Raw genomic sequence first — 12,334 nt, 5'->3', positions numbered from 1 at the left:
ATGCCATCCGCTGCCAACGTCGTTATCCTAGCCGGTCTGGTGATCGGCCTTATTTATGGCGCGGTCGGCTTGCTCAGCGGGTTCTGCATGATGAGCGGCCTGCGCGGCTGGTGGGCGCAAGGGGATAGCCGGCTGGTGCGAACCTATGCCTTGGCAATGGGTATTGCGATCGCCGCGACCCAGCTTCTTGCTGTCCGCCAGGTCGTCGATCTCGGCAAATCGATCTATCTGCAACCGACATTTTCAGCGCCGCTGATGTTTTTCGGTGGGTTGCTGTTCGGCTACGGCATGGTGCTGTCGAACGGCTGCGGCTCGCGCGCGCTGGTGCTGCTCGGGCGCGGCAATTTGCGTTCGCTTGTGGTGGTGATCGTGCTCGGTGTCGCCGCGCAGATGACGCTGAAAGGCCTGATCGCGCCCGGGCGTATCGCGATATTGCAGTGGACACAGATGACGGCGACGGTGACATCGCTGCCGGCGCTCATTTCCAAGCTGGGTGTGAGCGAGACTTTTGCACGAACGCTTGTGGCCCCGGTCGTGAGCGCCGGCTTGATCATTTTCGCCTTTGCACATGCGCCGTTCCAGCGCGCCTGGGGTCAGATCGCGGCGGGCGTCATTATCGGCCTGCTGATTGCCGCGGGATGGTTCGCCACCGGCTATCTCGGCGCCGACGACTTCAACCCGGCGCCGGTGACCTCGCTCACCTTTGTCGCGCCGATCGCCGATACGCTGCAATACATGATGCTGTCGACGGGGCTGACGCTGAACTTCGCCATCGTGACGGTCATCGGCGTATTTACTGGAAGCCTGGTGACGGCGCTGGCAACGCAGCGCTTCCATTGGGAGGGCTATACCTCGCCGAGCCACATGCTGCGCTCGATCAGCGGCGCGGTGCTGATGGGAGCGGGTGGCGCGATGGCGTTGGGTTGCTCGGTCGGGCAGGGCCTGACCGGCCTCTCGACCTTGGCGCTGGCGTCATTCGTTGCAGTGGCCGGAATTATGCTGGGTACGGCCGCTGGCCTGCGCGGCGCACTTCGTATCAGGCCGTTGGCGTCGGCCTGAAATTGCGCGATCAGGTTTGCTGGCTCGACGTCGCCAGCCGCATCACGTCGAGATATCCGGGGCGCACTTCCATCCGCTGGATCAAGCCTTTCTCGACCAGCAGCCGATGCGCTTCGGGAAGCCGGTAGCATGGCAGATACATGAAAAGATGATGCTCGGCGTGATAGTTCACCCAATAGGGCGCGATCAACAGCCGCTCGATCGGGTTGGCGAGCGTCGTGCGGGCGTGACTGAACGGGTCTTCGCCGGTGGAGGTGCAGGCGTGTTCGGCGATGTTTCTGATACGCGTGACCAGCGATAGCCACGTCGCCATCGCAACAAGCCACACCGCCCAATACCAGATACCCGTGCCCGCCAGCCAGAACAGCGCGAACAGCAGGGCGTTGAGCCCGAGAAAACGAACCATCTTGTCGCGGCCGGTTGACACGAAGCTCTCATGGGAGACCGGCGCATCCCTGTCGTCGCGCCTGAACAGCGAGAGGAACAATGGCAGCCGCTGTTTCACGAATGTCTGCCCGGTCAGATCGCGGATCGCCTTGCGCGTGTAGCTGTCTTTGGTGATCGGGAACGGCGCCGACAATGACAGATCGGGATCCTCCGGCTGCTGCGTAAATTTGTGGTGCTGCAGATGATAGGAGCGATAGCTGCCGAGATCGGCGCCCACGGGCACCGCGCACAGCCATTGGCCAACCCATTCGTTGATGGCCTTGTTGCTGTGAAGCCCGCCATGGGCTGCTTCATGCATCAGGATCGCGAGCCCGAGCTGCCGCGTGCCGACAATCATCACGGCGATCAGCCATGTCAGCGGATTCGGCCACAGCGCGACGAGCGCGATGGCCGCGGCAATGGTGCCCCAGGCATGCGCCACGAGCCACATGCCCCGCAGCGAGCTGCGGGACGTCAACCGGCTCCATTCCTGCGCTGAAAAAACGGTTTTCGGATCGACGCGCGCCACTGCAGGCATGGGCATCTCCTCACAAAACCGATGATACGCCGGCTCGACTGTTCGTCAATCCGCCGCTTTGGTCACGATATGAATCTCCGATGTCAGGGTGCGGTGCACCGGACATTTGTCGGCGATTTCCATCAGTTTCTTTCGCTGTTCGGCGTCGAGCGGACCTTCCATGGTGATGACCCGCTCGATCTGGTCGAGCATGCCGGCCTTGGTTTCGCACTCTGCGCAATCTTCTGCATAAATCTTGCTGTGCATCAGCGTCACTGTTGTGCGCTCGAGCGGCAGCGACTTGCGGTCGGCATACAGGCGCATGGTCATCGATGTGCAGGCACCGAGGCCGGCCAGCACGAAGTCATAAGGCCCGGCGCCGCTGTCCTCGCCGCCGGCCGCAACGGGCTCGTCGGCCAGCATCTGATGCGGTCCCACGGTGACCGTCTGCTGGAACTTGCCGTTGCGGGTCTCGCGTACGACGACATTGCGCGGCGCTTCGCCGAGGTCGGCTGCCGCTTCCGTCGTAACGGGATCGATATAACGCTCCGCCCAGGCGGCAATGACATCGGCGACATAGGCCGCGTCTCGTTTGCCGGTCAGCAAATGATCGGAGTCGGCCAGCGAGACAAAGCTCTTGGGATGTTTGGCCGTGACGAAAATTTTGGTCGCGTTGTCGATACTGACGGTGTCGTCGGCTGGCGCATGCATGATCAGCAGCGCCTTGTGCAGCTTTGCGACATGCGCCATCAGGCCATGCTCGGCGATGTCGTCAAGAAATTCGCGCTTGATCCTGAACGGCCGCCCGGCGAGTGAGACTTCCACCGTTCCAAGCTTGCGGATGTCCTCGACGCTATCCTTGAACAAGCTGGTGACGTGCGCGGGATCGGAAGGAGCGGCGATGGTGACGACCGCCTTGGCATCTGGAATGTGCTCTGCGGCTGCCAGGATCGCGGCGCCGCCAAGGCTGTGACCGATCAGGATCGCCGGCGCCTTGCGGGTCTGCCGCAGATGATCGGCCGCGCGGACGAGATCGGCGACGTTCGATGAAAATGTCGAATTGGCGAAATCGCCCTCGCTGGAACCAAGGCCGGTGAAGTCGAACCGCAGCACCGCGATGCCTTTTGCAGCCAGGGCGACGGCGATGCGCTTGGCAGCGAGCACGTCCTTGCCACAGGTGAAGCAGTGGGCGAACAGCGCGTAAGCATGAATGGCGCCGTCCGGCGTATCCAGAGCCGCGGCCAGTTGCTGGCCTTCCGAGCCCGTGAATTGAAAGCGTTCATGCGGCACGGCTGTTCTCCATTAGGGTCCCGTTTTCGAGCGAAGTGGATACCAGTTCGCGTGAAGAAAACGTGTCAAACCAAAGATCTAGCGCGGCACTTTCAGTCGCCGGAATAACGTTGTTCCTGCCACGGATCGCCGCGGTGATGATAGCCGCGAACTTCCCAATAGCCTGGCGCATCTTCACCGAGGAATTCGATGCTCTGCAGCCATTTGGCGCTTTTCCAGAAATAAAGATGCGGCACTACCAGCCGCACCGGGCCGCCGTGCTCTTCTTCGAGCGGTTGGCCGGACCAGCTATGGGCGAGCAGGGCGTCTTCGGCGGCAAAATCTTCCAGGGCAAGATTGGTGGTATAGCCGTCATGAGAGTGCAGCACGACGAACCGTGCTTCGTCGCGCGGCTGGCAGGCCATCAGCAGATCGCGGGTTGCCAATCCTTCCCATCGATTATCGTAGCGCGACCATGTGGTGACGCAATGAATGTCGGACAGGAATTGCGCCTGCGGCTGCGCGGTGAACTCAGCCCAATTCCAGAAGATGGAATTGGCAACCGCGCCATACACGTCGAGGCGCCAGCGCTCGCGCGAAATGCGCGGCATCAGGCCGAGGTCAAGGACGGGCCAGTCCCGGGTCAGATGCTGTCCCGGCGGCAAGCGTTGCTCTTCCGGCCGGGCGGTCTTGCCGGTGAGGAAGCGGCCCTCGCGCGCCCAGCGTTCCTTGCTGCGCGTGAGCTTGCTGGTCGGAGGCTGGTCGTTGTCGTCGGTCATATCTCGCTCAGATCGTGAACCCGGCTAGCTAGATATAACCCTCCTTCGCCGGTGCCGCATCAGGGGAGTTCAGCCGGCGTTTCCAAACAAGATCGGCAGTCGCCGCGGTCCGCGCACGGTGCCTTCCGACCAGGCAACCTGACCGGCCGGATCCAGCCGGAAATCCGGAATGCGCTTCAGCCATTCCTCGATCGCAACCGTCATTTCCATGCGGGCGAGGTTGGAGCCGACGCAGCGGTGAATCCCCAGGCCGAACGCGGCATGGCGGTTTTCCTTACGATCGATCACGACCTTGTCAGCATCCTGAAACATCGCGGGATCGCGATTGGCGGCCGGAAACGACAGCAGCACCATGTTGCCCGGCTTGACCGGGCAGCCGCTGATGACCGTTTCCTTCATCACCTCGCGGGCCATCGTCACCGGCGCGTAAGCGCGCAGCAATTCCTCGATGGCGGTCGGCATCAATGCCGGCTCCGCGATCAGGCGTGCGCGATCCGCCGGCGTCTTTGCCAGATGCCACAGCGAGGAGCCGATGGCGCTCCAGGTGGTGTCGATGCCGGCGATCAAAAGCAGCCGCAGCGAACCCAGCACGTGCATGTCGGATAGCGGCTGGCCATCCTTGTCCCGGGCATTCATCAGCGTCGAGATCAGGTCGTCGGTCGGGTTTTGCTTGCGATGTTCGATATGACCGGCGAAGTAGGCGGTCATCTCGTGGACCGCCCGCATCAAGACATCGTCGTCCTTGATGCCAAGCTCCAGGATCTCGTGAATCCATTTGATGAAGAGGTCGCCGTCCTGCTCTGGAATCCCGAGCATATGGGCGATCGCGCGAACCGGAATGTGCCGGGTATAGCGCGCCGCGGCGTCGCATTTCCCGTCCGCGATAAATTCGTCGATCAACTCGTTGCAGATGGCACGTACCCGCGGCTCCAGCTTTTTCATGGCGTCGGGCGTGAACGGCGGCAGCAGCAATTGCTTGGCGGGCTTGTGCTCGGGCGGGTCGGAAGTGATCGGCGGCGCCGTATTGGTGATTTTGGGCCGGATGTCGCGCACGATCACGCGGCGCGAGGAGAAATGCTCGGTGTCGTAGGCGATCTCCTTGACCGCCTCATAGGTGGTCGGCAGGTAGCAGCCCAGGAAACGGTTGGTGTGGACGACAGGCGATTCTGACCGCAGTTGCTCCCAGATCGGAAACGGATTCTCGGTCCAGCGTGGATCGGTGTGATCGAAATCGTGAACCCAATCGCTGACCGGGGGATGTTCGGGCGTTGCGCTCGTGGAATCGGACATCAGGGCAAATTCCTCTGGTTTCATTCGCTCAACTGAAACGCGGCCTGATCTTTCAGGCGCGGTCTATTCCTCAGTCACTTCGATCGCGATCTCCGGACAATTGGTCTGGGCGAGCCACGCCTTGTCTTCCAGTCCTGCTGGCACCGTGCCATCGCCCACTTCGTGCGCGTTGCCGAATTCATCGAGTTCGAACAGCTCGGGCGCCAGCGACTTGCAACGCGCATGTCCCTGACACTTGTCCTGGTCGACGTGTATTTTGAGCTTTCCTGGCATCACAAGCATTCCCTTGGTTCCGCGCGCTTTAGCCCGCGGGTATGGCGTCCCTCATTTTTACCTTGATGGCACGGGGCTATTGGCTGCGCCCCTAAGTTATAGCATATTACATTCGTGCCGAGCTTGTGCGTCAAGTGAAAAATAATGGATTTACCGCATTAGATGTCGCCTCAACCCGCCCGCAAATCGCTCAATGCCTACCACCACGGAGATCTCCGGGATGCTCTGGTTCGGGCCGCGCTCCAGGAAGCGGAGCGAGGGGGACCGGAAGCCATCAGCATCAAGGCCTTAGCGAAGAATCTTGGTGTTTCACAACCGGCACCGTACCGGCATTTCGCCGACCGCGAGGCCTTGCTTGCGGCGGTTACTGCTGAGGCGTTCCGCCAGTTCAACGCAGTCCTTCGCGAGTCCGTCAGCAGGCCATCGAAGCGCTCAAAGTTGTCACGTATCGCGCGCGCCACCTTGGAGTTCGGTCTTCGCCGCAACGGAATCTACCGCTTGATGTTTGCTTCCCGAACCATGGCCTGTGCGTCAAAAGACAGCGAACTTCATACTGCGGCATCGGAAACTTTCGAGCTCCTCCTCGAGGCTATGGAAGCTCCGGCGGTCGGGTTGTTACGCGAACGGCACGCCCTGATCATCTGGGCCGCGTTACACGGGGTAGTGATGTTGGCGGAGCAGGGGCTGCTCACCGGACAGGCTGCCAACGTCAGCCGAGAGGAACTGGTCGAGGATATCGTAGAACAGACCAAATTGGCGCTGTCGGCTGCAATCAAAGCGGCCGGGGCCGCGCGTCCATGACAGTCTAGCGTTCAGATCGCGGCCAGTCGGGCGTTACTTTGGCGCCCTCGGATCAATCGGCGTCGTGCCACGCACGCCCAGAATGTCTTCCAGCACCTTTGCGCCGGCGAGAAGCTGTGCGTCGCCACGCGGCGGCGCCACCACCTGGAGTCCGACCGGCAGGCCTGAAGCGGTGAAGCCGCACGGCAATGACAATGCCGGGCAGCACACCAGCGTGATCGCGTAGACGATGCCGAGCCATTCGACATAATTGTCGAACTTCTTGCCGGCGCATTCGGCGACGTAGCGGTTTTCGACGGGGAATGGAGGGACGATGGTCGCGGGTGCGAGCAAGAGATCATAGGTGTTGAAGAATTCGAGCGTGCGTGCGCTCATCGCGACCCGCTGCGCTTCCGCGCGCTCGATCTGCTCGACCGTCAGCTTGAGGCCTTCCTCGATATTCCAGATCACCTCGGGCTTGAGCTGGTCACGTTTGCTGCGCAGCAGGGCCGCCTTGCTGATCGCGAAATCAAAGGCGCGCAGCACATGGAAACATTCGTGGGCCTCGCGCAGGTCGGGATGCGCTTCTTCCACGATCGCGCCGGCCTCGGCGAAACGCTCCGCGGCCTTGCGGGTGATGGCGGCGACTTCAGGGTCAACCGGCGTGATGCCGAGATCGGGCGAATAGGCGATGCGTTTTGGCTTCTTTCCGGATCGCGCGGCCGACAGGAAGGACGTCGGCAACAATGGCAGCGACAACGGGTCGGCCGGATGTTCGCCGCTCATCGCATCGAGCAATAGCGCAAGATCCTCGACATTGCGGGCCATTGGGCCGTGCACCGTCAGATTGCGATCGATCTTGAAGGCGGGGCTATGCGCGACCCGGCCGATGCTCGGCCGCATGCCGACGACGCCGCAGAAACTCGCGGGGTTGCGCAGCGAACCGCCCATGTCGGAGCCGTGGGCGAGCCACGCCGTGCCGGTTGCGAGCGCCACGGCTGCGCCGCCCGAAGAGCCGGCCGCGGATCGTGACGTGTCCCAGGGGTTGCGCGTTGCGCCAAAGACTTCGTTGAAGGTGTTGGCGCCGGCGCCGAACTCCGGCGTATTCGATTTGGCGTAAATAATGCCGCCATTGTTTTCGAGATGTTCGACCAGAATGTCCGAGCGTGCCGGAACGTTATTCCGGTAGATCGGAGAACCCTGTGTTGTCAGCACGCCCTCGACATTGGTCAGATCCTTGATCGGGATCGGCAGGCCCGCGAGCAGGCCGCGATCGCCGGCAGGTTTTTTCATCAAGGTTTTGGCGTGCGCACGGGCGCGGTCGAAGCACAATGTCGGCAGCGCGTTGACCCTGTCGTCGACTTCCGCGATCCGCTTTTCCAGCACGTCGAGCAGATCGAGCGGCGTGACTTCGCCCGAATTCAGTTTGTCGACGACGGCACACGCCGTTTCCCGAACCAATCCCTGATCTGCCACGTAGCTCTCCCGTTCGTGCAGCCTATTGGGTGGTGCTGTAGAACATTTTCCGGCAGGGTGGCAACGTTGGTCACTATCGGAGCTTTTGCATATGACGACGCCGTTCGACGCGCCCGACTGGCGCAAAATGAGCCAGGAAGATCGCGACCTTGGCCTCAACAACAGCATGGCGGTGGCCGGAAGCACCGAACTGGTCACCGGCTGGGAGCAGCGTTCTGGCGATGTGCGCAAGCGGCACGCTGGCCATCTCGACCTCAGATATGGCCCGCGCGAGCGTAACCGGATTGATTTCCTGAAAGCCGCGGAGAACGCGCCGACGCTGTTGTTCATCCATGGCGGTTATTGGCAGCACCGATCGAAGGAGGTCTTCACGATCTTCGCCGAAGGTTCGATGGCGCATGGCATCAATGTCGCGCTGATCGGCTATACGTTGGCGCCGGACGCAACGCTCGACCAGATCGTTGCCGAGATCCACGCGGGCATCGATTATCTCACCGGACAATTGCCCGCGCTCGGCGCTGCGGCGAGCGGGATCGTGGTGTCCGGATGGTCGGCTGGCGGACATCTGACATCGATGGCGCTGTCGCATCCGAAGGTGAGGGCGGGAATGGCGATATCAGGCATCTACGATCTCGAGCCGATCCGCCACAGCTATCTCAACGTCAAGCTCGGGCTGGATGAGGCGATGTCGTGCCGCAATTCGCCGATCATGCAAGCCGATGGTCCAATGAAACCGCTGTCACTGGTCGTCGGCAGCGCGGAGTTGCCACTGTTGCGCAAACAGACCGCCGATTTCGCCGGTCATCGCGCCAGATACGGTTTGCCCGTGACCTATGAGGAGATCCCCGGTGCCGATCATTTCACCATCATGCATGAAATGATGGCGGCGAAGGGGAGGATTACGACGCTGATCCGGCAGTTGGTGGAGCGGATTTAAAGTTTCACCGTCATTCCGGGGCGATGCGTAGCATCGAACTACGATGTGCAATTGCACATCGGAGAATCTCGAGATTCCGGGTCTGGTGCTACGCACCATCCCGGAATGACGGGGCCTTGGCCGCGTTGAGTTTGCGCTCGTAATGACGGCGGTCAGATGAGCTAACCCCAGCCTGCGCTGATGCCACCATCGACGGTGTAGATCACGCCCGAGGTATAGCCGGAGCGGTCGGAGGCAAGGAATGCCATGAGGTCGCCGATCTCACGCGCATGGGCGGGGCGGCCGAGCGGCAGACCTTTTTGAAACTCCTTGTAGCGGTTTTCGTCGCCGAACTGGTTTTTCGCCCGGGTCTTCAGCAGCGTGACATGGCGGTCGGTACCGACCGGGCCGGGATTGATGCCGACGACCCGGATATTGTCGGCGAGGCTCTTGCCGCCGAGCGCGCGGGTGAACGCCATCAGCGCAGCATTGCCGGCGCTGCCGCAGATATAATTGGCATCGAATTTTTCGCCGGCGGCGCCGATATCATTGACGATGACGCCATGTCCGCGCGCCTTCATCTGCGCGTAGATGGCGCGCGTGAGATTGATGTAGCCGAACACCTTCAGCTCCCAGGCGTGACGCCAGGTCGCTTCATCGATCTTGTCGATCGAACCGCCGGGAATGTCGCCGGCATTGTTGACGAGGATATCGATCTCGGAGGCGGCTTGCGCGAGCCGGGCGATGTCTTCGGGTTTGCGCAGGTCGACGACATGCGCTGACGCGTCGATCTGGTGCGCCGACCGCAGCCGTTCGGTAAGCGCTTTCAGTTGATCGCCGCTGCGCGCAGCCAGCAGGAGATCGCAGCCTTCCTCGGCAAAGGCCTCGGCCGCGGCCGCGCCAATGCCCTTCGACGCGCCGGTGATCAGGACGCGCTTGCCGCGCAAATGAAGATCCATGGAATTGCTCTCTTGGTTTGGGGGCCTGATGGGTGTCGTCGGTGGATTTTGAACTGTTAGGCTGTCGCCATTAAACAGGTCAACATTGCACTGCAGCGTTGCACCGCGGCGGACTTTGGTCCATTGCAATCCCGTCAAAAAAGCGATGTCGCCGGCGCGGCAATACGGAAGGGATCTGTCGATGAGCAATGCAAAAAAGCAATACCGGATTGCGGTCATTCCCGGCGATGGCATCGGCAAGGAAGTGGTCCCGGAAGGGCTGCGGGTGCTGGAAGCGGCCGCAAAAAAGCATGGTGTTGCCGTGCATTTCGACCATTTCGACTTCGCCTCATACGACTACTACGAAAAGCACGGCGAGATGATGCCGGAGGACTGGAAGGAAAAAATCGGCAAGCACGATGCGATCTATTTCGGCGCGGTCGGCTGGCCCGCCAAAATTCCCGATCACATTTCCTTGTGGGGATCGCTGATCAAGTTCCGCCGGGAATTCGATCAGTACGTCAATCTTCGGCCGGTGCGGCTGATGCCGGGCGTGCCATCGCCGCTCGCCAATCGCAAACCCGGCGATATCGATTTTTGGGTGGTGCGCGAAAACACCGAGGGCGAGTATTCGTCGGTCGGAGGCCGGATGTTCCCGGATACCGACCGTGAATTCGTCACCCAGCAGACCGTGATGACGCGCATCGGCGTCGATCGCATCCTGAAGTTCGCGTTCGAACTGGCGCAGTCGCGGCCGAAGAAGCATCTGACCTCGGCGACGAAGTCCAACGGCATTTCCATCACCATGCCTTATTGGGACGAGCGCGTGGAGGCGATGGCGAAGAGCTATCCCAAGGTGAAGTGGGACAAATATCACATCGATATTCTGACCGCGAATTTCGTGCTGCACCCGGATTGGTTCGACGTCGTCGTCGGCTCGAACCTGTTCGGTGACATTCTCTCGGATCTCGGTCCCGCCTGCACCGGCACCATCGGCATCGCGCCGTCAGGCAATATCAATCCCGAAGGCAACTTCCCGTCGGTGTTCGAACCGGTGCACGGCTCGGCGCCCGATATCGCGGGGCAGGGCATCGCCAACCCGATCGGCATGATCTGGTCTGGCGCGATGATGCTGGAGCATCTCGGCGAGAAGACTGCCGCGGCCTCGATCGTGGCCGCGATCGAGCGCACGCTCGGCGAGCGCACGCTGCGCACGCGCGATCTCGGCGGCAACGCCGACACCACGGCCTGCGGCAAGGCGGTCGCCGAGATGGTGGAGTGATTTCTTATCCTCTCCCCTTGTGGGAGAGGGTGGCGAAATCGAGCGGAGCGAGATTGAGCCGGGTGAGGGGTCTCTATCCGCGGACGCAGTCGTAGGGTGGGCAAAGCGAAGCGTGCCCACCGTTCGTGACAACGAGCGAATGATAGATGGTGGGCACGGCGCGAAGGGCGTCTTTGCCCACCCTACGCTATCCCGGCCATTTTCAGCCCCTCGCAATCCTTCGGCAATGCGCCCATGCCGCGCTGATCAGATTTTCGTTCGCTTCGGGCGTGCGGAACGCTGAACGCCCGCTGTGTGTCGGCGGCGCAACAGTCGCGAGGATTCGGACGAAGAGAACCGGCGATTTGATCGAGCGCAATTTCTCCGATCGGCAGGTCAGCCTTTGTGAAAGTCAGCCGGTGCGAAATCGTTCGTACTGGCAGCTGTTGGGGACTTTCATGAAGATAAAAACAAGAACTGCGGTCTCGTCGCTCGCTTTGGCTGCCGGCCTGTTGGGATTTGCGGCAGCCGGCTCAGCGGCCGACCTGCCCGCTGCGGCACCCTACGTCAAGGCGCCGGCGGTCGAAGCCTGGAATCCCTGGATGATTCGTCTGCGCGCGCTTGGCGTCATCACGCGGGATTCGGGCTCGGTGGACCAGGTACCGGGATCGGGCGTGAAGACATCGGATGCGGTCATTCCGGAATTGGATATTTCCTACTTTTTCACGCGCAATATCGCAGCCGAACTTATTCTCGGTGCCACCCGTCATGACGTGACAGGTACCGGCGTTCCGGCAACGGCTGGCCTTGATGTCGGCAAAGCCTGGCTGCTTCCGCCGACGCTGACGCTGCAATATCACTTTACCGAGTTCGGCGCGTTCAAGCCCTATATCGGCGCGGGCGTGAACTATACGGTTTTCTTTAGCCAGTCGGCCGGCAACGCTTTCAATAATGCCGGCACGATCGTCACCTCCAGCGACCTGCACAATACGGCTGCTCCAGTTGCGCAGATCGGTTTCGACTACATGATCGACCAGCATGTCGGTCTGAACGTCGACATCAAAAAGATCTGGTTGCGCCCGGACTGGAGCGGCACGCTCGCAGGAACCTTGCCGGTCACCGGCAAGGTCAATCTCGACCCGTGGCTGATCGGAACCGGCATCACCTACAAGTTCTGATATTCGGGAGTTCCGCTTTTCCCGTCATTGCGAGGAACGAAGCAATCCATAAGGCCGCAAAGGAAGAATGGATTGCTTCGCGGAGCCTGTCATCGGGCGGCGCTTCGCGGCGATCCGTTGGCTCGGTAAGGCGGTCGCGGAGATGGTCGAGTAATTTCTTACCCTCTCCCCT

12 protein-coding genes are annotated in these 12,334 nt (G+C 61.3%); 5 read left to right on the top strand and 7 right to left on the bottom strand.

Features of this window, described 5'->3' with window-relative positions; genetic code table 11:
- Entirely contained in the window at positions 1–1,059 is a 1,059-nt protein-coding gene (locus BLV09_RS12985; protein WP_100380675.1) for a YeeE/YedE family protein, read from the top strand.
- A gap of 10 nt (positions 1,060–1,069) precedes the next feature.
- On the opposite strand, the gene BLV09_RS12980 is transcribed toward BLV09_RS12985, so the two are convergent.
- From BLV09_RS12980 to BLV09_RS12960, 5 genes are all read right to left on the bottom strand, one after another.
- The gene (locus tag BLV09_RS12980) at positions 1,070–2,023 is read right to left on the bottom strand and encodes a fatty acid desaturase family protein (RefSeq protein ID WP_146687585.1); all 954 of its coding nucleotides are present in this window, start codon (positions 2,021–2,023) and stop codon (positions 1,070–1,072) included.
- 45 nt (positions 2,024–2,068) lie between these two features.
- Complete coding sequence (locus BLV09_RS12975; RefSeq protein ID WP_146687584.1) at positions 2,069–3,292, bottom strand: bifunctional alpha/beta hydrolase/OsmC family protein; 1,224 nt, start codon at positions 3,290–3,292, stop codon at positions 2,069–2,071.
- A gap of 92 nt (positions 3,293–3,384) precedes the next feature.
- Positions 3,385–4,050, bottom strand: coding sequence for a sulfite oxidase-like oxidoreductase (locus BLV09_RS12970; RefSeq protein ID WP_146687583.1), 666 nt, complete (start codon positions 4,048–4,050; stop codon positions 3,385–3,387).
- A 69-nt stretch (positions 4,051–4,119) separates the two neighbouring features.
- The gene (locus tag BLV09_RS12965; RefSeq protein ID WP_146687582.1) at positions 4,120–5,340 is read right to left on the bottom strand and encodes a cytochrome P450; all 1,221 of its coding nucleotides are present in this window, start codon (positions 5,338–5,340) and stop codon (positions 4,120–4,122) included.
- A 63-nt stretch (positions 5,341–5,403) separates the two neighbouring features.
- On the bottom strand, positions 5,404–5,613 hold the full coding sequence (locus BLV09_RS12960) for a ferredoxin (RefSeq protein WP_146687581.1): 210 nt from the start codon (positions 5,611–5,613) through the stop codon (positions 5,404–5,406).
- A 162-nt stretch (positions 5,614–5,775) separates the two neighbouring features.
- Between BLV09_RS12960 and BLV09_RS12955 the strand changes: the two genes are divergently transcribed.
- A complete protein-coding gene (locus BLV09_RS12955; protein ID WP_146687580.1) occupies positions 5,776–6,414 on the top strand; it encodes a TetR/AcrR family transcriptional regulator in 639 nt (212 codons plus the stop codon).
- Between the two features lie 33 nt (positions 6,415–6,447).
- Here BLV09_RS12955 and BLV09_RS12950 read toward each other — a convergent pair whose 3' ends face one another.
- The gene (locus BLV09_RS12950) at positions 6,448–7,869 is read right to left on the bottom strand and encodes an amidase (protein ID WP_146687579.1); all 1,422 of its coding nucleotides are present in this window, start codon (positions 7,867–7,869) and stop codon (positions 6,448–6,450) included.
- A gap of 91 nt (positions 7,870–7,960) precedes the next feature.
- On the opposite strand from BLV09_RS12950, the gene BLV09_RS12945 reads away from it, so the two are divergent.
- Positions 7,961–8,806 (top strand): alpha/beta hydrolase, encoded by an 846-nt coding sequence (locus BLV09_RS12945; RefSeq protein WP_146687578.1) that lies wholly within the window; start codon positions 7,961–7,963, stop codon positions 8,804–8,806.
- Positions 8,807–8,967: 161 nt separating this feature from the next.
- Here BLV09_RS12945 and BLV09_RS12940 read toward each other — a convergent pair whose 3' ends face one another.
- Positions 8,968–9,744 (bottom strand): SDR family oxidoreductase, encoded by a 777-nt coding sequence (locus BLV09_RS12940; RefSeq protein WP_146687577.1) that lies wholly within the window; start codon positions 9,742–9,744, stop codon positions 8,968–8,970.
- Between the two features lie 181 nt (positions 9,745–9,925).
- Here BLV09_RS12940 and BLV09_RS12935 point away from each other — a divergent pair, with 181 nt between their 5' ends.
- Positions 9,926–11,005, top strand: coding sequence for a tartrate dehydrogenase (locus tag BLV09_RS12935; protein WP_146687576.1), 1,080 nt, complete (start codon positions 9,926–9,928; stop codon positions 11,003–11,005).
- A gap of 437 nt (positions 11,006–11,442) precedes the next feature.
- Complete coding sequence (locus tag BLV09_RS12930) at positions 11,443–12,162, top strand: OmpW/AlkL family protein (RefSeq protein ID WP_146687575.1); 720 nt, start codon at positions 11,443–11,445, stop codon at positions 12,160–12,162.
- Positions 12,163–12,334 lie beyond the last annotated feature (172 nt).

It is taken from the genome of Bradyrhizobium canariense (assembly GCF_900105125.1).
GTDB lineage: Bacteria > Pseudomonadota > Alphaproteobacteria > Rhizobiales > Xanthobacteraceae > Bradyrhizobium > Bradyrhizobium canariense_A.
The sequence above is the reverse complement of the archived record's forward strand: the minus strand, read 5'-3'. Positions and strand labels throughout refer to the sequence as shown.

What these genes read in the sequence shown, in the direction of transcription:
- BLV09_RS12985 (WP_100380675.1), top strand. Translation starts at nt 1, where the DNA reads ATGCCATCCGCTGCCAACGTCGTTATCCTAGCCGGTCTGGTGATCGGC.
- BLV09_RS12980 (WP_146687585.1), bottom strand. Translation starts at nt 2,023, where the DNA reads ATGCCTGCAGTGGCGCGCGTCGATCCGAAAACCGTTTTTTCAGCGCAG.
- BLV09_RS12970 (WP_146687583.1), bottom strand. Translation starts at nt 4,050, where the DNA reads ATGACCGACGACAACGACCAGCCTCCGACCAGCAAGCTCACGCGCAGC.
- BLV09_RS12965 (WP_146687582.1), bottom strand. Translation starts at nt 5,340, where the DNA reads ATGTCCGATTCCACGAGCGCAACGCCCGAACATCCCCCGGTCAGCGAT.
- BLV09_RS12960 (WP_146687581.1), bottom strand. Translation starts at nt 5,613, where the DNA reads ATGCCAGGAAAGCTCAAAATACACGTCGACCAGGACAAGTGTCAGGGA.
- BLV09_RS12955 (WP_146687580.1), top strand. Translation starts at nt 5,776, where the DNA reads ATGTCGCCTCAACCCGCCCGCAAATCGCTCAATGCCTACCACCACGGA.
- BLV09_RS12945 (WP_146687578.1), top strand. Translation starts at nt 7,961, where the DNA reads ATGACGACGCCGTTCGACGCGCCCGACTGGCGCAAAATGAGCCAGGAA.
- BLV09_RS12940 (WP_146687577.1), bottom strand. Translation starts at nt 9,744, where the DNA reads ATGGATCTTCATTTGCGCGGCAAGCGCGTCCTGATCACCGGCGCGTCG.
- BLV09_RS12935 (WP_146687576.1), top strand. Translation starts at nt 9,926, where the DNA reads ATGAGCAATGCAAAAAAGCAATACCGGATTGCGGTCATTCCCGGCGAT.
- BLV09_RS12930 (WP_146687575.1), top strand. Translation starts at nt 11,443, where the DNA reads ATGAAGATAAAAACAAGAACTGCGGTCTCGTCGCTCGCTTTGGCTGCC.